General features: G+C 62.7%; 16 protein-coding genes. 2 read left to right on the forward strand and 14 right to left on the reverse strand.

Features of this window, described 5'->3' with window-relative positions; genetic code table 11:
- Positions 1 to 17 precede the first annotated feature (17 nt).
- The 7 genes from C8N35_RS17785 to C8N35_RS17815 all read right to left on the reverse strand — a co-directional run bounded on the left by C8N35_RS17785 (position 18) and on the right by C8N35_RS17815 (position 7,217).
- Complete coding sequence (locus C8N35_RS17785; RefSeq protein ID WP_107991075.1) at positions 18 to 689, reverse strand: phosphate propanoyltransferase; 672 nt, start codon at positions 687 to 689, stop codon at positions 18 to 20.
- 140 nt (positions 690 to 829) lie between these two features.
- Entirely contained in the window at positions 830 to 1,534 is a 705-nt protein-coding gene (locus C8N35_RS24540; RefSeq protein WP_107991076.1) for a BMC domain-containing protein, read from the reverse strand.
- Positions 1,535 to 1,556: 22 nt separating this feature from the next.
- Positions 1,557 to 2,372, reverse strand: coding sequence for a propanediol utilization microcompartment protein PduB (pduB, locus tag C8N35_RS17795; RefSeq protein ID WP_107991077.1), 816 nt, complete (start codon positions 2,370 to 2,372; stop codon positions 1,557 to 1,559).
- 28 nt (positions 2,373 to 2,400) lie between these two features.
- Positions 2,401 to 2,691, reverse strand: coding sequence for a propanediol utilization microcompartment protein PduA (pduA, locus tag C8N35_RS17800; RefSeq protein WP_107991078.1), 291 nt, complete (start codon positions 2,689 to 2,691; stop codon positions 2,401 to 2,403).
- Between the two features lie 88 nt (positions 2,692 to 2,779).
- Positions 2,780 to 3,898 carry a 1-propanol dehydrogenase PduQ gene (locus C8N35_RS17805; protein ID WP_107991079.1) on the reverse strand — a complete coding sequence of 373 codons (1,119 nt, stop codon included), beginning with the start codon at positions 3,896 to 3,898 and terminating at the stop codon, positions 2,780 to 2,782.
- Between the two features lie 131 nt (positions 3,899 to 4,029).
- Positions 4,030 to 6,567, reverse strand: coding sequence for a glycyl radical protein (locus C8N35_RS17810; RefSeq protein ID WP_107991080.1), 2,538 nt, complete (start codon positions 6,565 to 6,567; stop codon positions 4,030 to 4,032).
- Between the two features lie 59 nt (positions 6,568 to 6,626).
- Entirely contained in the window at positions 6,627 to 7,217 is a 591-nt protein-coding gene (locus tag C8N35_RS17815; protein WP_107991081.1) for a DJ-1/PfpI family protein, read from the reverse strand.
- A 725-nt stretch (positions 7,218 to 7,942) separates the two neighbouring features.
- On the opposite strand from C8N35_RS17815, the gene C8N35_RS17820 reads away from it, so the two are divergent.
- A complete protein-coding gene (locus tag C8N35_RS17820; RefSeq protein ID WP_107991082.1) occupies positions 7,943 to 8,854 on the forward strand; it encodes a DUF7973 family transport facilitator in 912 nt (303 codons plus the stop codon).
- A 155-nt stretch (positions 8,855 to 9,009) separates the two neighbouring features.
- The gene (locus tag C8N35_RS17825; protein ID WP_107991083.1) at positions 9,010 to 10,260 is read left to right on the forward strand and encodes an acetate/propionate family kinase; all 1,251 of its coding nucleotides are present in this window, start codon (positions 9,010 to 9,012) and stop codon (positions 10,258 to 10,260) included.
- A gap of 96 nt (positions 10,261 to 10,356) precedes the next feature.
- Here the strand turns inward: C8N35_RS17825 and C8N35_RS17830 are convergent, their stop codons facing one another.
- From C8N35_RS17830 to C8N35_RS17860, 7 genes are read right to left on the reverse strand one after another with little or no spacing between them, the layout of a single operon-like run.
- Positions 10,357 to 10,704: a RidA family protein gene (locus C8N35_RS17830; protein ID WP_107991084.1), complete on the reverse strand. Its 348-nt coding sequence runs from the start codon at positions 10,702 to 10,704 to the stop codon at positions 10,357 to 10,359.
- Between the two features lie 31 nt (positions 10,705 to 10,735).
- Positions 10,736 to 11,836 carry an NAD(P)/FAD-dependent oxidoreductase gene (locus C8N35_RS17835; RefSeq protein ID WP_107991085.1) on the reverse strand — a complete coding sequence of 367 codons (1,101 nt, stop codon included), beginning with the start codon at positions 11,834 to 11,836 and terminating at the stop codon, positions 10,736 to 10,738.
- Positions 11,833 to 12,855: a histone deacetylase family protein gene (locus C8N35_RS17840; RefSeq protein ID WP_107991086.1), complete on the reverse strand. Its 1,023-nt coding sequence runs from the start codon at positions 12,853 to 12,855 to the stop codon at positions 11,833 to 11,835. The genes C8N35_RS17835 and C8N35_RS17840 overlap by 4 nt, the downstream gene beginning before the upstream one ends.
- On the reverse strand, positions 12,852 to 13,340 hold the full coding sequence (locus C8N35_RS17845) for a GNAT family N-acetyltransferase (RefSeq protein WP_107991087.1): 489 nt from the start codon (positions 13,338 to 13,340) through the stop codon (positions 12,852 to 12,854). Before C8N35_RS17845 ends, C8N35_RS17840 begins: the two co-directional genes overlap by 4 nt.
- A gap of 2 nt (positions 13,341 to 13,342) precedes the next feature.
- Entirely contained in the window at positions 13,343 to 14,272 is a 930-nt protein-coding gene (gene kce, locus C8N35_RS17850; protein WP_107991088.1) for a 3,5-dioxohexanoate:acetyl-CoA acetone transferase, read from the reverse strand.
- Positions 14,273 to 14,284: 12 nt separating this feature from the next.
- A complete protein-coding gene (locus tag C8N35_RS17855) occupies positions 14,285 to 15,640 on the reverse strand; it encodes an aminotransferase family protein (RefSeq protein ID WP_107991089.1) in 1,356 nt (451 codons plus the stop codon).
- A 1-nt stretch (position 15,641) separates the two neighbouring features.
- Positions 15,642 to 16,724, reverse strand: a complete 1,083-nt coding sequence (locus C8N35_RS17860) for an ABC transporter ATP-binding protein (RefSeq protein WP_107991090.1) — start codon at positions 16,722 to 16,724, stop codon at positions 15,642 to 15,644.
- Positions 16,725 to 16,743: the final 19 nt, after the last annotated feature.

Consider the following 16,743-nt stretch of genomic DNA (forward strand, 5'->3'; position numbering starts at 1 on the left):
CAGGTACGTGCCGTCGTTCAGGCCTTCCGGATCCGGACGAGATCGTCGTTCCTCAGGCCGAATGCGTTGGCTTCCTCAATGTCGATGTGCATCTCCAGTGAGGAGTTTTCGGCGGCGCGGATAGCAACCCTGTGCATGACGCCGCCCCGCGGCCCGTCGACTTCCACGTCGACCTCGTCGCCGTTGACCAGGCCGAGCTGTGCTGCGGTCTCGGGCAGCATGTGGATGTGGCGCATGGCGACGATGACGCCGTAGTCCTTATGGACGGTGCCCTGCGGGCCGATCACGTCGATCCCCGGCGAATTCTCAAGATGTCCGGAAAGACGCAGCGGCGGCCGCAGGCCGAGAACGAAACCGTCGGCCACCGAAACCTCGATCTGGGTTTCCTTGCGCAGCGGGCCGAGGACGCGGACCTTGCCGATCTCGCCTTTCGGGCCGCGCAGGGTGACGGTTTCTTCGGCCGCGTACTGGCCTGATTGCTTCATCGCTTTCTTGCGCGTCAGTGACGAGCCGGGACCGAAAAGCGTGTCCATGTCGGAGCGGGAAAGATGGATGTGGCGGTTGGAGACGCCGATTGGGACGAGCGCGGGATCCGTAACCGCCCTTGCCTTTGCTGCATCCCTGGCCGCAGTCATTCCCTCTGCAAGGAGTTCCGCGACGATCCGTTCGATTGCTTCTACGGGCTGCATGAGCCGGTCCTGTCTTGTGCTGCTGGTACTGCGCGTGGGCGCAGCCGGGGCCGTTGGCCTGACCGAACGTGCCGGTCAGACCCGGGTCTCTTGATGGGCGCTTCCGAACGGGCGGGCCGTATCGGGGGGCACAGTGTTGTCTAGTTCTTCCGCGACGAACCGTGCCGACGGCGTGTTCGCGATCCCGCTCCGGGACCTTTCGGGTCGGGTTGCGGCTTGTCGTCGGCCACTTTTGCTTCGGCCGGAGTTTCCTTGGCGGCGGGCTCTGGTTCCGCCGGCTCGGGCCTTGTCTCTTCCGCTAGCGCGGGGGTGGTTATCGACTGCTCAGCGTCAGTTGCAGGTGTCTCGTCGTCCGGAACCTGTGGCTCTTCGGCCGGATCATGCGGTGCCACTTCACTTTTCTCCGCCAGGAGAGGTCCAGCCGCCTGAGACTCAGCCTGGATCGAGGCAGGTTCGGGCGCGGGCTTTTCGCTCCTCTTGCCGGCGTCGATTTCTGCCTGGGGCTCGGCCCGCTTTTCCGTTTCTGCCTTCTTGGCCGGCTGAGGCTGGGTAGCGCCCCCAACGGTTTCAGGGCTATCCACCAGCTGTGCGACATCGCGGGCCGGCCGTGCGATCACATTGACCGAAACCACACGGTTCACCCGGCTTGCGGCTGCGGCCCCCGCAGAGACCGCAGCCTGGATGGCGCCGACTTCTCCGAGAAGCTTGACGACCGTCATGCCCTCGCCCTTGGCCAGTTCGTAGCCCACCAGCGTGACGTTGGCCGCTTTCACAGCCGCGTCGGCGGCCTCGACGGCCGCGGTCAGGCCGATGGTTTCGATCAGTCCGAGGCTTTGCTCAGTCATGACTGTCCTCCTTCTCCGCGGTTCAGATGTACGGCGTGGTCGTCGACACCAGCGGGGTAGGATCCATCGCGCCGAGCAGTTGCTTGCCGACATCGCGCGCGGCGTGGATCGCCTGACGCACGGCACCGGAATCGCCGCTGAACGTGAAGATCACCTCGTTGGAGAAGCTCGTGCCGTTAGCCGGTGAAGAGAAGCCGCAGGCATCGATCGTGGCCGCCTTGGCAGCCGTATCGGCAAGCACCACACCGATGGCGGCGGGAGCCCCCACGGTGATGCCGAACGCCTGCCCGATCGGAGCCCCGAACGCCTTGTTGAGCGCATAGCTCGCTCGGGCGGTGTACTGGAACTCCAGATGACCGGCCGGCGAACCGTAGACATCGCCCATGGTGCGATCGAGTTCGCCGAGCATGACTTCCACGGCACGGCGGGCGTCGGAGACGTCCGCTGCCCCGAAGATGATCAACGAACCGTGGCCGGCCCCGCCTTCGGTGTCACGCGGCAGTTCGATCAGGACGACCTCGCTGTTCGTGGCCTTGACCGCTTCGTCGGCCGCGAAGATGTGCGGACCGGCGCCGGTGCGTGCTCCGACGATGCCGATGGACCGGTATTTCTTGTCCAGCTTCATCTGTGCGTGCAGCAACGGATCGACATTGGCGATAACCATGCCAATCGTGTTGCCGATGGCCGTGCCCACGAACTCCGTCAGATTGCAGGCCTTCGGGGCCTTGGCGCGGGGCGCCTCGGCCTTGGGCCCGGGGGTGGCGGACGGAGCGCTTTCGCCGCCGCCCATCTTGCGGATGACTTCCCCCATCAGTTGTTCGACAAGATCGTCTTTCATGACCGATCCTCCTTGTCTCGTTCAGGGGTTATTCGGCGGCTGCTGCGGGATGCGGAAGGATGCGTTCCACTTCCATGTGCGGCCGCGGGATGACGTGGACGGACACCACGGAGCCGACCTTCTCGGCTGCCACGGCACCTGCGTCGGTTGCGGCCTTCACCGCGCCGACGTCCCCACGCACCATCACGGTGACGAGGCCCGAACCGATCTTCTCGTAGCCGATCATCGTCACGTTGGCCGACTTCACCATGGCGTCGGCGGCTTCGATCGCGCCGACCAGACCTTTGGTTTCGACCATTCCCAGTGCTTCCTGTTGCATCGCTGTCTCCTTGGTCACGATGTTCCGTTATTGATACTTTGCCGTCTTCTCTTCGCGCTTCTTGCTCTGCTGCTTTCTCCCTCGGTTCCTATCCGCCGATGCGGGCGAGCAGATTCTCCAGCTCGGGCTGGGACGGTTTGCGGGGATTGCTGGCCGTGCAGGCATCGGCAAGCGCGGCCGCCGCTATCTCCGACCGAATACGGCCGAATTGCTCCATGTCGACGCCAAGATCACGCAGCGTCGAGGGGATCGAAAAGCGAATGTTGAAGGCCTCGATGGCCCTGATCAGAGCGCGTACTCCGGCGCGGGTCGAAGGCACGTCCAACCCGATGCGCCGCGCAATGCGCGCATATCTTTGTGCGGCATCCGGTTCCTCCGCGTTCCAGGCGATCACCATCGGCATCAGCACCGCGTTGACACGGCCATGGACGACGTGAAGCTTGCCGCCGAGCGCATGGGCGAGGCTGTGGTTGATGCCGAGGCCGGCGGAGGAAAAGGCGAGGCCGGCAAGGCACGAGGCCTGATGCATGGCATCGCGCGCCGCGATGTCGTCGCCGTTGTCGTAGGCCCGGGGCAGGCTTTCGAAGGCAAGCTCCAGTGCTTTCTCGGCAAAGGCGTCCGTGAAGTGGGAAGCGCCGGTGGACACTACGGCTTCGATTGCGTGGGTGATGACGTCCATGCCGGTGTCGGCGGTCACCTTGGCGGGCGCGCTGCGAACGAATTCCGGATCGAGCAGCGCCACGTCGGGCACCAGTTCGTTGGAGATCAGCGGGAACTTGCGGCCTTGCGCGGGGTCGGAAATGACCGCGAAGGACGTGACCTCGGACCCGGTGCCGCTGGTGGTTGGTATGGCGACAAACGGGATCTTGCGGCCATGTACCGTCTCGCGGACGATCGCCAGGATCGCCTTGGCCGCGTCGATCGGAGAGCCGCCGCCCAATGCGACCACCACATCGGGGCAAAAATCGGTGAAGAGCCGTGCGCCCTTGGAAACGGTATCGACCGGTGGTTCGGGAATGGCTTCGTCGAAGACGAGAACTTCGCTTTCGCTCAGGTAATCCTTCACGCGGTCAAGCGCGCCCGAACTGGCCATGAAGGCGTCGGTAACGATGCCGACCTTCTGTCCGCGATAGGCGTACAGCCGTTCCAGCAAACCAGGTCCGAAGACGATCTCTGTCCTGGGGGAGAAGCTCTGGTAGCGCGGCATGGGGTCTCAGTCCTTTGCGGATCTCGTCGGAATGGCCGGGCAGGCAGAAGAGGCGGGGTCGGTTCCACCGGGTGCTGCCGCCCGGCCGGTGCGCGGATGAAGAGTCCGCGCACCGTCTGTTTCGGACAGGCTCAGAACACCTGTTCGGTGCGGCTGATGATGTCGTCCTGCACTTCCTTGGCGAGCACGACGAACTGGGCGGAGTAGCCCGCCACACGAACAACCAGGTCCCTGTGGGCCTCCGGGTTCTTCTGCGCTTCGAGCAGGGTGGCGCGGTCGATCACGTTGAACTGCACGTGCATGCCCTTGTGATCGAAGTAGGAGCGCACCAGCGAGGCGAAGTGCTGCAGACCATTGTCACCGGCCAGGGCTGAGGGCAGGAACTTCTGGTTGTAGAGCGTTCCATTGGAGGCGATGAAGTGGTCGAGCTTGGCCACGGAGTTCGCGGCTGCCGTCGGTCCCTTCACGTCCTTGCCCTGGCGGGGCGATACGCCGTCGGCCAACGGAGCATTCGCCGGACGACCGTCGGGCAGGGCCCCGACGTCCTTGCCGAAGAGCACGTTGGCGGAGACCGGATAGATGCCGGCCTGGAACTGACCACCGCGCGGGTTCTTGTACTTCTCCACTTCCTTGCAGTAGATCTGGGCGCACTTGCGGGCGATCATGTCGACTTCGTCGATGTCGTTGCCGAAGCACGGCGCGCTGTCGAGCATCCGGCGGATGCCGTCGTACTTGCCGTTGCCGCCGCCATTGCCGTTTCCGGCTGCAAGCGTGCGGTAGACTTCGTCCTTGAGCGTCGACATGTCGGTGGAGTTGGAATTGACCAGCACCTGGCGAACCGCGGCGTAGACCTGCTCTTCGGTCGGTTCCGTGCTGCCGTTCCCTGCGGCCTTGGCGCCCTGGGCGAGACCGAAGTTGGCGTCGAGAGCCTCCTTCAAATCTGCCATGGTCAGGGCCTTGTCATCGAAGACGAACTTCTTCATCGCATAAACCGAGTCACCACTGTCGGCGACGCCGAAGGCCTGCGGACCCGTGAAGTTGTAGATCGCGCCGCCTTCCTGAACCGACATGCCGCGGCCCATGCAGTCGTCGACCATGGCGGAGAGGAAGGGCAGGGGAGCCCTTTCGGCATGGGCGATATCGACACAGTTATCGGCCTCCGCCAGATGGCGGACGAAGAACGACATCTGTTTGTTGAAGGCCTCGAAGAAATCGTCGACCGATTTCCAGTTGGTCATTTCACCAGTGACAGGCCCGAGCTGGGTGTCGCCAACCTTGCCGTTGTTCAGGGTGATTTCGAGAACCTTGGCCACGTTGAAGAAGGCCGCATCGTGCCAGCCTTCCGTGCGGTGGATCGCTTGCGGTTCCACACAGCCAACGATGCCGTAGTCGCGTGCGTCGGCCAGCGACACACCGCGGTTCTGCAAGGCGGGGATGATCACTTCGTCATTGTAGATCGCCGGTACGCCGAGGCCGAGGCGAACGACTTCCGCCGCACGGAACAGGAACTCGTCGGGCGTATCCTGCCACACGCGGATCGAGAAGGAAGGTGCGGGCAAACGGACATGGGCGACGGCTTCCATGCACATGTAGGAAACGTCATTGGTGGCATCCAGGCCGTCTTCGGTCTGACCGCCGACGCACAGGTTCTGGAACACGGCGTAGCCGGCGAACGCCTGGGCCGAGACCTCGTCGCGGGTCTTGTTGACGTCGTTGAGCTTGATCCAGATGCAGTCGATGAGCTCCTGCGCGAATTCGCGGCCGATGGACTTGTCGGCTTCCAGATAGGGCTGCATGTACTGGTCGAAGCGGCCCGGCGAGATGGAGTGGCCACTGGATTCGATCTGCAGCATGCACTGGACGAACCACATCGTCTGGCAGGCTTCCCAGAACGTCGTGGCGCCGTTTTCCGGCACGCGACGGCAGTTCTGAGCAACCTGCTGCAGCTCCTGCTTGCGGGTCGGGTTGGATTCCGCTTTGGCCAGTTCGTCCGCCTTGTCGGCGTAGCGATGGGCGAAGTTGATCGCGGCGTTGTAGGTGATGATGATCGCGTTATAGAACTGCTGCTTCTTGATGTAGGACGGATCCATCCGGTCCAGCAGTTCCAGTTCCTTGACCGCCTGGGCGATGATACCGCGGAAGCCGATCTTCAAGATCTTGCCGTAGTCCACGCAGACGTGGCCGACGCCGCCGTAGAAATAGTTGCCCACCGTGAAGACGCCGTTAGCCATACAGTCCTTGGTCTTCTTGGACATGTAGGAGGTGGCGAGATCGCTCGTGGTCTTGCCGGGCCAGTATTTGAAGGCCTCGTGCAGTTCTGCCGCCGTCTCCTTGGGAATTTCGAACGGATCGGCGACGCGGTTGGCCATGGTCTCGAATTCGGCTTCGACCCAGTCGAAGGAGAATTCGGGGCAGATCTCGGTCGAACGCGGATTCTTGGTGATGGCGCCGACGATCAGCTCGTCTTCGCGGATCGTGACCGGAAGTTCGTTGAAGATCTTCTCTGCCACTTTCGCGCGACGCAGGATCGGCGGAAGCCCTTCCGTTTCCTTGTAGGCCTCTGTCGCCAGGACGGCTCGCTCGGATTCAACATACGGGCGCGCATTCAGGATCTGGTTCTTCAACCGGATGATACGGTCCGTTGGTTTCGTAAAGCCCTTCTCAATCATAGTCTTCTCCAGGCTGTGATGATCCGGCGAGCCCTCGCGGCCCGTCGGAGCCGGTTTCTTCAGGTCAGGATCTGCGGGTCGACGAGCCGCACAAAGGCGCGCAGCAACGCCGGATGGCCGGGCCAGGCCGGTGCCGTCACGAGGTTTCCATCGATGATCGTTTGTTCCGGTTCGACCGCGACGTAGTCGCCGCCAGCCGCACGGATCTCGGGGGCGACGGCCGGATAGGCCGTCAGTCGGCGGCCTTTGAGCACATCTGCCGCTGCCAGGATCTGCGCTCCGTGGCAGATCGCGGCGACTGGCCGGTTTGCCGCCATGAAGGCATGCACGAAGGCCAGAATTTGGGAGTCCAGGCGTAGATATTCGCAGGCACGGCCTCCCGCCAGGTAGAGACCGGCGTACTGGTCGGCCTCCACGAATGCGAAGTTGGCGTTCAGCCGGAACAGATGGCCGGGCTTTTCGCTGTAGGTCTGGTCGCCTTCGAAGTCATGGATCGCGGTCTTGATGGTGTCGCCGGTACGTTTGCCCGGGCACACGGCGTCTACGGAAAGTCCGGCCATTTCAAGAGCCTGAGACGGCACCATTACTTCATAATCTTCAGAGAAATCTCCGACGATCATGAGAACTCTGTGGGGCGTTCTTCCGGACATAATAAGTAGCCGCCAAGTTTTACCGCTTGTTCGCAGAAAACCTATTCCTCCGGGTGCAATCCGGTCAACGAGAGCGCCTTGACAATGGCGGGTAATTATTTGTCGGTACTCATAATCTTCTAGTATATAGCGGAATTGCGCCGAATTTTTCTGGAGGTTGTATAGTTTTGTCGCGGACAAGAAATTACAGGCAAGGGTAATATCTTGTCACGACCAGTGATTTCTTGTGCTCGACAAGGGGTGCCAGAGGCTTCATCTCTCGGTCCGAGAACGTTGCGAGAGGTGGGCGGAAATATCGCAGCACCTGCGTAAGTCATTGAACGCGCGAAACGAGTGTCGTCGCATTGGAGCCGGCTCCTGCCGAAAAGCCCTCCGTTTGGTATCTGTGACCCACGATAATGGTAATGCGGCAAGAAATTACCAGCTCAGGACAAGTCCATCTCATTGACCCTTCAATTTAAATAGACCTACGATTTCAGTTATCGAAGCACCCCGAGAGCGAGTCACTTTCGATATTCGTGTATCGCAAGGCGCATGACTTCAGCCTGGGAGATGTTCATCGCCGGGAGCGTAGACGTTTGTGCGCGGCTTCGAGCAAACGGGTGAAAGCCTAATAAAAACCGAGCAATCGACATGTATTCGGAACGAGCCGACGTAACAGCGAGCAACCTGCTGGCTTTGTCTCTCATCCGGTGTCGTGACGGTGACATTGCACGGGGGAAAAAATGAGTGCAATCGGTCTACTCGTCGCCTTCGGCGGCGGCATTTTCGGCGCGGCGATCGGGGCTCTTCCCGCCTTCGCATTCGTCGGCATACTGACGATGCTCGGCGTGGCTATTCAGCTCGCCGTTGCACCCGCGGCAACAGACTTCTTCGGCATTCCGTTTGGCGTATTCGGGCCCCATGTGGGTGGTTTCGCCTCCGGTGTCGCCGCCGCCGCTTATGCGGCTGCCAAGGGCAAGCTCGACAGCGGTCGCAACATCGTGACCGCCGGGATGGGCCTGAACAGCCCCGACGTTCTCCTCGTCGGCGGTATTTTCGGCATCATCGGCTACGTGATCGTCTGGCTTCTCGCGATGGTGCCCGACTTCGGTCCCGGCCTCGCCTGGACAGACTATCCGGGCATGGGTGTGGTCATTTCTGCCTTCATCGCCCGGTTTGCGTGGGGAACCTGCGGCCTGTGCGGCAAGACCCCGGAAGGTGAGCGTTTCTTCCATCCAACCGACGCCACCAAGTGGCTGGCGTTTCAAAGCAGTGTCGGCCAGCTCATCGTCATCGGTGTCGGTGTCGGCCTTTTCGGTGGCTGGCTTGGCGTGACTTACGGAACGCCCGGCGCCTTGCTGGCCTTCGGCATCACAGCGGCAAGCCTGCTGTTCCTCACCGTCGGCGTGCTGACACCCGTGACGCATCACATCGCGTTGCCGGCGGCCATTGTCGGTGTGGCATCGGGAAGCATCATCCTGGCCGGTATCGCAGGGTTGATTTGCGCCTTCGTCGGCGAGTTTTACGCCCGTGTCTTCCTCGATCGCGGCGATACCCATATCGACCCGCCGGCCTGCACGATCGCGACGATGACACTTGTCTTCAACTTCCTGACGTCGGTCGGTTTCTGGGCCTTCCTGCCCGTTCCGGTCTGATCCCGCATGCGGGGGCCGCCCCGCATGCGACGGGCGACGCGAGGCCTCCTCTCCCTCATCCACCTCGCGTCGCCCGGTCTTGTCGTCACGGCCGCTGCCCTTGGGCCGCCGCGAAAAGCGCTTGCGTTTGCAAGCCTAGGAAAGAGTAGAAAACCATGATCCTGATCATCAACTGCGGCAGCTCGAGCTTGAAATATCAGCTCTATAATCCCGATCTGACCGAAGTTGTCGCCAAGGGTCTGATTGCTCGGATTGGCGAAAACGGTTCTTATGCAGAGCATTTTGTCGGCCAGGAACGCCTTGTCATGCGCCGCGCCATCCCCGACCACAAGGTCGGGTTCGACGTCATGGTCGACAATCTGTTGCATTCGGAACTAGCGGTCATTGAAGGGCCGCAGGCAATCACTGCCATCGGTCATCGCGCGGTTCATGGGGGTGATATCTTCGTGGAATCGACGCTCGTCGATGAAACGGTGATGGAACAGCTTCATGCCTGCGCGCGGTTCGCGCCGCTTCACAACCCGTGCAATATCGCTGGTATCGAGGAGTGTCTGCGGCGTTTCCCGGGCGTGCCCAACGTGGTCGTTTTCGATACCGCGTTCCATCAAAGCGTACCGCGCGAGGCGCATGTCTATGCGCTGCCCTACGAACTCTATTCCCAATGGGGAATTCGCCGGTATGGCTTCCATGGCACCTCTTGTCGCTATGTCAGCCAGGCGGCTGCCGACATTCTCAACCGGCCTCTCGAGGATCTTTCCATGGTGATCTGTCACCTCGGCAACGGGGTGACGCTCGATGCGGTCAAAGCCGGCCGTTCTGTCGACACCAGCATCGGCTTCGGCACGTTCTGCGGTATTCCGATGGGAACGCGCTCGGGCGACTTCGATCCCGCGATCATCTTCCATCTCGTCAAGGAGAGGGGCATGTCGGTGGAGGAGGTCGAGGCGCTGTGCTATGAAAAGAGCGGGCTTCTGGGAGTTTCCGGCGTCAGCAACGACATGCGCGAAGTGATGGAGCGGGCGGAAGCCGGTGATGATCGCTGCGCGCTGGCCGTCGACATCTTCGTCTATCAGATCAAGAAAACCGTTGGCGCCTATGCCGCCGCGATGGACGGGCTGGATGCCCTGGTCTTCACCGCCGGCATTGGCGAAAACAGCAAGGAAATCCGCTCGCGGGTTTGCGCCGGGCTTGGCGTCCTTGGCGTGCGGATCGACGAGCGCCTCAATTCCATGGTGCGGAATGGCCACCCCAACATCAGCGCGGCCGATATGCGCGTGGCGACGTTGGTGGTGCCGACTGACGAAGAGCGGATGATCGCGCTCGATACCTACCGGCTGGTTTCAGACAGCATTCGGTTCCCCGCGCCGATCACCTCCTTTGCCCCGACATATGCTGAGCGGGTCTGAAACGTTCCGGTATCGCGCCGGGAGACATGGTGCGGGCGATGCGGCGTATGTATCCTGCCGCATCGCCCGTACCACTTCTTGCGCGTGCCAATTGGCTTACCGGGCGGCGGTCACGATGATCTCGACCTTGTAGTCGGGGGTTGCAAGGCGCGATTCACCACAGGCGCGTGCGGGCGGATTGGCAGGGTCGACCCACGCGTCCCACACGGCGTTCATCTCGGCAAAGTCATCCATCGAGGCGAGCCATATGGTGGCCTGCAGCAGCCGCGACTTGTCGCTGCCGGCCTCGGCGAGCAACGCGTCGATACGCTTCACAATGGTCTGGGTCTGGGCGGTGACGCTCTCGCCCGGTGCGCCGACCTGGCCCGAGAGCCAGACGACCCCGCCATGAACGACCGCCTGGCTCATGCGCGGGCCGATTTCCAGTCTCTTGATGTCCGTCATTGTGTTTCCTGTCGTGGTAGGTCGGCGGGCCTTAGAAAAGGCGCGCGGGATCAAGGGCCTTGACGATGTCGGGAGGTAGTTTCGACGGGCGTTTCAGGCACAGGTCTGCTGCGAGCCGGGAAAGGGCCGGCGCCGTCTGAACGCCGTAACCGCCCTGGCCGGCAAGCCAGAAGAAACCATCCGCATCCGGGGCGAACCCGACGGCCGGCGTGCGGTCGGATACGAAGCTGCGCAGCCCCGCCCAGCTCCGCTCCACACGCGTCACAGGCATCGTGACCGCCTGTTCGAAACGGTGGAGACCTTCGGCCAGGACCATGTCGTCGGGCCAGGCGTCATGAGGTTCGACCGGGTCTTCGTCGGCGGGCGAGACCATCAGCTTGCCGGCGTCGGGCTTGGCGTACCAGCCCTCCGAGGCGCTGGCGACGAGCGGCCAGCCACTAACGTCTATACCGGCGGGGGCGGGAAGGATCGCCGCGGAACGACGCATGGGGACGAGGCCGATCCGACGCGCGCCCGCTCTGTCCGCTATAACGTCCGCCCATGCGCCCGCCGCATTGACGACGATGGGCGCCTCGAACGTGCCTTGCGGGGTTTCCACACGCCAGACGCCGCCCCTCCGCGCGAGACGTTCCGCCGGCGCATCGGTGATGAAACGGGCTCCGTTCCTTCGGGCAAGGCGGGCAAATCCCTGAAGCAGGCGGTCAACATCGATATCCTGCGCGTCGCGCTCGATCGCCGCTGCCGCGATCCTCTCGCGCTTGAGGAGCGGAAAGAGCGCGACCGCACCATCCGCATCAAGCCGTTCCATGCCGTCTGCGCCCTTCAGATAGGCGTTGAAGGCATCGAGTTCCTCCTCGCTCGCGATCAGCATTTCGCCGCGCGGGCTGAGCAGCGTTTCCTCCGCGATGCCGTCCGGTTCCTTCAAGACGGGCTCGGACGCGACGTTGAGGGCGCGCAACGTGGCATTGCCATAGTTGCGGATGTAGATCGCGGCGGAGCGGCCGGTGGCGTGGCGGCCGAGGGCGTCCTCCATTTCCAGAACGATGATCCGGGCATCGGGGGAAAGCCGCGCGGCGGCCCCGGCGCCCGCGATGCCACCGCCTATGATCAGAATATCCGCAGTCTCGTTCATGCGCTCTGGTATCCGTTCAGGAAGCTCGTGAGGTTAAGGCCCAGTTCCTGCGAAAGATAGCCGCCTTCCTGGACGAACAGCGTCGGCAGGCTTTGTCTGGCGATTGCCTTGCCGATACGGGCGAAGCCGGGTGTTGTGACCGCAAGTCCCTTGAGTGGATCCTTCTCGAAGGCGTCGAGGCCGAGTGCGACAACGATGACGTCCGCACCGAAGGCCCTGATATGGGCGAACGCCGTCTCAAGCGCCTTCAGATAGCCGTCGTCGCCGGTGCCGCGGGGGAGCGGCAGGTTCACGTTGTAGCCGCGTCCCGCCCCTTCGCCACGTTCATGCGCATGACCCCAGAAAAAGGGGTAAAAGCGGATCGGATCGGCGTGAAGGGAAACAGTCAGCACGTCGGAGCGCTCGTAGAATATGCCTTGTGTGCCGTTGCCGTGGTGGAGGTCGATATCGAGAATGGCGGGGCGATGGCCCGCCATGCGCAGGCGTTCGGCCGCTATGCCTGTGTTGTTGAAGAAGCAGAAGCCGCCAGCGAGATCGGCGAAGGCATGATGTCCGGGCGGACGGCTCAGGACGTAAAGCGCTCGATCGCCCGCATGCAGCAGATCGGCCCCCTCGATCGCGCTTTGAGCGGACCAGTAGGCGGACTCAAAGGTGTGCTCGGCAATCGGGCAGGAGGTATCTGCCTGGTGAAAACCTGCCTGCCCGACGGCGGAGCGCGGGTAGCTTGCCGTGCGCCGGTCGGGATGGATGTTCGGGATCACCTCGTCTGAGGCTCCTTCGATCCGGCTCCAACGGGTATGGATCGTTTCGAGGAAGGCGAGGTATTCCGGTGTATGAAGGGCCGCGATGGGGCCCAGACCGTGATCGTTCGGCGTCTGAAACGCGCAGCCGGCCTTTTCGGCCCCCGATTGCAGAACTTCGATGCGTTGCGGCTGTTCAGGATTGGGATAGAGCGTGCCGTTCGCCATGAAGTGTTTGGGATCGTGCTTCCATTGGCGATCGTCGAAGATGGCCTTCATGGCGTTTTCCTCAAGTTGTCGAGAGCCGGCCCCTTGAGGGTCAGAAAAATCTCGTCCGTAAATTGCGAAAAGCCCAGCCGGTCGTAGAAGGCGCGGGCCTTGGAGTTGTCCCGGTAGACGGCGAGTTCCAGAAACCGGACCGTCCAGTCCGCGGTTCCGGTTTCGAGTGCAGCGGCCAGCAAGCGTTTGCCAAGTCCTGTGCCCCGTTTGGATGCCGCGACCCAGAGGTCGGAGACATAGAGCCCTGCCCCAGCATTGGTCGTTGAAAACAATGGTGAAGCCATGAGCGCGCCAACGACCGCGCCGTCGATCCGCTCTTCGGCCAGCAGGGCGAAGAACGCGGGTTTCTCGCCGAAGCCGTGTCGCAAGAGGTCATCGGCGTCGGCGGCGTGATCGTCATCGATATCTTTTGAGAGCTGCGTGAGGGCCCAATGCAGTTTTTCGACGTCTTCGCGTTCGACCTTTCGAATGACGATGCCGCTCATGGTCAAAACGCGGTCCTGTCAGCGCCCTTGAGGCAGAGCCGTGCGCGGGCATCGGCGGGCGCCGCCACCGTTCGCCCCAGCCGTTCCACGATCTCGCGTATCTTGCGGACCTGATCGGCATTGGAGCGGGCGAGTTCGCCTTTGGCGATGAAAAGGCTGTCCTCCAGCCCGACGCGCACATGCCCGCCCATGGCGGCCGCCATGGTGGCGAACGGGATCTGTTGGCGACCGGCGGCCAGGACGGAGAACATGTAGTCGTCGCCAAAGAGTTTGTCGGCCATGCGCTTCATGTGCAGGAGGTTTTCCGGATCCGCAGCGATGCCGCCGAGCACGCCGAAGACGAACTGGATGAAGAAAGGCGGTTTCACCAGGCCGCGATCGGCGAAATGGCGCAGCATGGTGAGGTGGCTAACGTCATAGCACTCGAATTCGAACCGCGCTCCGCGTTCGTGGCCGAGCCGAGTCAGCACATGAGCGATGTCGCGCGGGGTGTTCTTGAATACGAGGTCGTCGGAGCCTTCCAGAAAAGGCTTCTCCCAGTCGTATTTCCAGTCGGAATAGCGGGAGGCCATCGGATAGAGCGCGAAATTCATCGAGCCCATGTTGAGCGAACACATTTCCGGCTCCGCCGCCAGCGGCGCGGCAAGCCGGTCGTCAAGCGTCATCGTGGCGCTGCCGCCCGTGGTGATGTTCACGACAGCGTCGGATGCCTGCTTGATCACCGGCAGGAAGCCCATGAAGTGTTCCAGCTTGGCGGAAGGGCGTCCGTCGAGGGGATCGCGGGCGTGCAGATGCAGGATCGCGGCTCCGGCTTCGGCGGCTGCCAGCGCCTCGGCCGCAATTTCCGGGCCGGTGACTGGCAGATGTGGCGACATGGTGGGGGTGTGGATCGAACCCGTCACTGCGCAGGTGATGATGATCTGGTCGGTCATGGATGTATCCTGTTACCCGGCCTTCAGACGGCGGTTGACGGTCGTCTCCTGGAATTCGCGAAGCGAAGCATCGAGCGTGTCCAGGATCTCGCCTACGTGGGCGCTGGTCGAGATCATCGGCGGGCAGACGAGGAAATGATCGCCATCATAGCCGCCGCGCGTGCGACGGGAATAGATGATCAGGCCCTTGTCGTAGGCGATGTCGACGAGTGCGTTGTATGCATTGAGTTCGCGGGGCAACGGTTCCAACGTGTCCCGGTCGCAGACGAGTTCGAACGCCAGAAACAGTCCCAAGCCGCGCACGTCGCCGATGATCTCATAGCGCTCCATCAGGGCATTGAGGCCGGCCTTCAGTTCGGCGCCGACCGTCGTCGCGTTTTCCATCAGGTTCTCCCGTTCGATTTCATCGAGAACCGCGACACCGGCCGCGCAGGCCAGAGGATTGCCGGCGTATGTGTAGCCGTGCAGGAAGCCACCCGTGTCGAGCACGTTTTCCACGATCTCGTTTTTCGCGACCATGGCACCCAGCGGCACGTAGCCGGCGGCGAAGCCCTTGGAGATCGCCAGAATGTCGGGCGCAACGTCCCAATGCTCGGCAGCGAAGAACTTCCCCGTGCGCCCGCCGCCCGACATCACTTCGTCGTGGATCAGCAACACGCCGTATTTCGTGCAGATCTCGCGGATACGTCGCATATAACCGGCGGGCGGAACCAGAGCGCCCGTGGATGCGCCGCCGACCGGCTCGACGATGAAGGCGAGAACCGTCTCCGGCCCTTCGTCGCGGATCCGCGCTTCCAGCATGTCGGCATAGTGATGTCCGGTTGCCTCGTCGCTCGCATCGAGATGATCGAGATAGGCGCGCGGGGCCGGGATCTTCGGCATGGGCCGCATCATCGGGTCGAACGCGGCCGAAAGCGGGGCGTAGCCGGTCAGCGCCAGAGCGCCCAGAGTTGAACCGTGGTAGCTCGGCTGACGCGAGATCACCTTCCAGCGCTGCGCCTCGCCCAACGCGATCGCGTTCTGGCGGGCGAGCTTGATGGCGCTTTCCACCGCTTCCGATCCGCCGGAGACGAAGAACACCTTGTCCATGCCGTCAGGTGCCAGTGCGGCAGTCTTTTCGGCGAGCCTCTCGGCCGGCTCTGTCTCGAAGTGCAGGCGGTAGCCGAAGGTTGATTTTTCCATCTGTCGGCGCATCGCCTCCAGAACGTGCTCGTTGGAATGGCCGATATTGCAGACCATGGCGCCCGACGACCCGTCCAGATAGCGTTTGCCGTCGAGGTCCCACATGTAGACCCCGCGGGCTTGGTCGAGCATGGGGCGGCGAAGCCGGCTTTGGTAGAAAAGGTGGGATTTTGGGGGCGTTGTCATGTCACTCGGTACTCGGAAGAGCCGCGCAATCGCGCGGACGGAGACGAAGGCTGACGGCCTGCCCCTCCGCGAAGGGGCTTTGGTCGATCATGTTGATGGCCTGAAGCGGAATCTCGCCAAGGCGCAGGAAATAGCGGGCGGCCTGCCCCTGATAGTCGACGGCTTCCACCGTGCCGGGCAGGGCAATGGCGTCGTCGCCCGGCGCGTCCGCGGGGGCGACGGTCAGCTTTTCGGCGCGCAGCACGAGCTTGGCTGCTCCCTTGCCGGAAATGTGGGGCGCGCGGGCTCGCGGCACCTCGATCCGACCGATTCCGGGCACGTCGAGTACGACGCTCGAGGTGTCAAGGTCGGTGCAACGGGCATCGAGAATGTTCGATGTGCCGAGAAAACGTGCGACGAACTCGCTTGCCGGTGTGGTGTAAACTTCCTCCGGTTCGCCGATCTGCTCCACGACACCGTTCGACATGACGACGAGCTTGTCCGACATGGCGAGCGCCTCGGACTGGTCGTGGGTGACGAAGACCGTGGTGACGCCGATGCGGTGCTGGATGCGCTTCAGCTCAATGCGCATGTCTTCGCGCAGGTTCGCATCGAGCGCGGAAAGCGGCTCGTCGAGAAGCAGCACGTCTGGCTCGATGACGATGGCGCGCGCCAGCGCGATACGCTGTTGCTGGCCACCCGACAGGGCTTTCGGGTAGCGCTCGCCGACCTGCGGAAGCTGCACGAGATCCAGCGCCCGACGCACCTTCTCTTGCGCGTCCGCCTTCGAGACGTTGCGGTATTTGAGGCCGAAGGCGACGTTTTCCGCCACGGTCTTGTGCGGGAAGAGGGCGTAGTTCTGGAAGACGAGGCCGAGATTGCGTTTGTGGATCGGGATGTCGTTGACCCGCCGCCCCTTGATGGTGATGTCGCCTTCACTGGGATCGATCAGCCCGGCGATCATGCGCAACGTCGTGGTCTTGCCGCAGCCCGATGGGCCCAGCAATGTCGTGAAGCCGCCATTGGCGATTTCCATCGACATCCGGTGCACGGCCGTCACCGAACCGAAGCGCTTGACGATATTGGTCAGGGTTACGGCGCTCACATGCGTTCTCCGCCATGAG

The organism is Breoghania corrubedonensis (assembly GCF_003053845.1).
In the GTDB taxonomy this organism is placed as follows: domain Bacteria; phylum Pseudomonadota; class Alphaproteobacteria; order Rhizobiales; family Stappiaceae; genus Breoghania; species Breoghania corrubedonensis.

Coding starts and splice junctions, on each gene's coding strand:
- C8N35_RS17785 (WP_107991075.1), bottom strand. CDS start 689: ATGCAGCCCGTAGAAGCAATCGAACGGATCGTCGCGGAACTCCTTGCA.
- C8N35_RS24540 (WP_107991076.1), bottom strand. CDS start 1,534: ATGACTGAGCAAAGCCTCGGACTGATCGAAACCATCGGCCTGACCGCG.
- pduB (WP_107991077.1), bottom strand. CDS start 2,372: ATGAAAGACGATCTTGTCGAACAACTGATGGGGGAAGTCATCCGCAAG.
- pduA (WP_107991078.1), bottom strand. CDS start 2,691: ATGCAACAGGAAGCACTGGGAATGGTCGAAACCAAAGGTCTGGTCGGC.
- C8N35_RS17805 (WP_107991079.1), bottom strand. CDS start 3,898: ATGCCGCGCTACCAGAGCTTCTCCCCCAGGACAGAGATCGTCTTCGGA.
- C8N35_RS17810 (WP_107991080.1), bottom strand. CDS start 6,567: ATGATTGAGAAGGGCTTTACGAAACCAACGGACCGTATCATCCGGTTG.
- C8N35_RS17815 (WP_107991081.1), bottom strand. CDS start 7,217: ATGTCCGGAAGAACGCCCCACAGAGTTCTCATGATCGTCGGAGATTTC.
- C8N35_RS17820 (WP_107991082.1), top strand. CDS start 7,943: ATGAGTGCAATCGGTCTACTCGTCGCCTTCGGCGGCGGCATTTTCGGC.
- C8N35_RS17825 (WP_107991083.1), top strand. CDS start 9,010: ATGATCCTGATCATCAACTGCGGCAGCTCGAGCTTGAAATATCAGCTC.
- C8N35_RS17830 (WP_107991084.1), bottom strand. CDS start 10,704: ATGACGGACATCAAGAGACTGGAAATCGGCCCGCGCATGAGCCAGGCG.
- C8N35_RS17835 (WP_107991085.1), bottom strand. CDS start 11,836: ATGAACGAGACTGCGGATATTCTGATCATAGGCGGTGGCATCGCGGGC.
- C8N35_RS17840 (WP_107991086.1), bottom strand. CDS start 12,855: ATGAAGGCCATCTTCGACGATCGCCAATGGAAGCACGATCCCAAACAC.
- C8N35_RS17845 (WP_107991087.1), bottom strand. CDS start 13,340: ATGAGCGGCATCGTCATTCGAAAGGTCGAACGCGAAGACGTCGAAAAA.
- kce (WP_107991088.1), bottom strand. CDS start 14,272: ATGACCGACCAGATCATCATCACCTGCGCAGTGACGGGTTCGATCCAC.
- C8N35_RS17855 (WP_107991089.1), bottom strand. CDS start 15,640: ATGACAACGCCCCCAAAATCCCACCTTTTCTACCAAAGCCGGCTTCGC.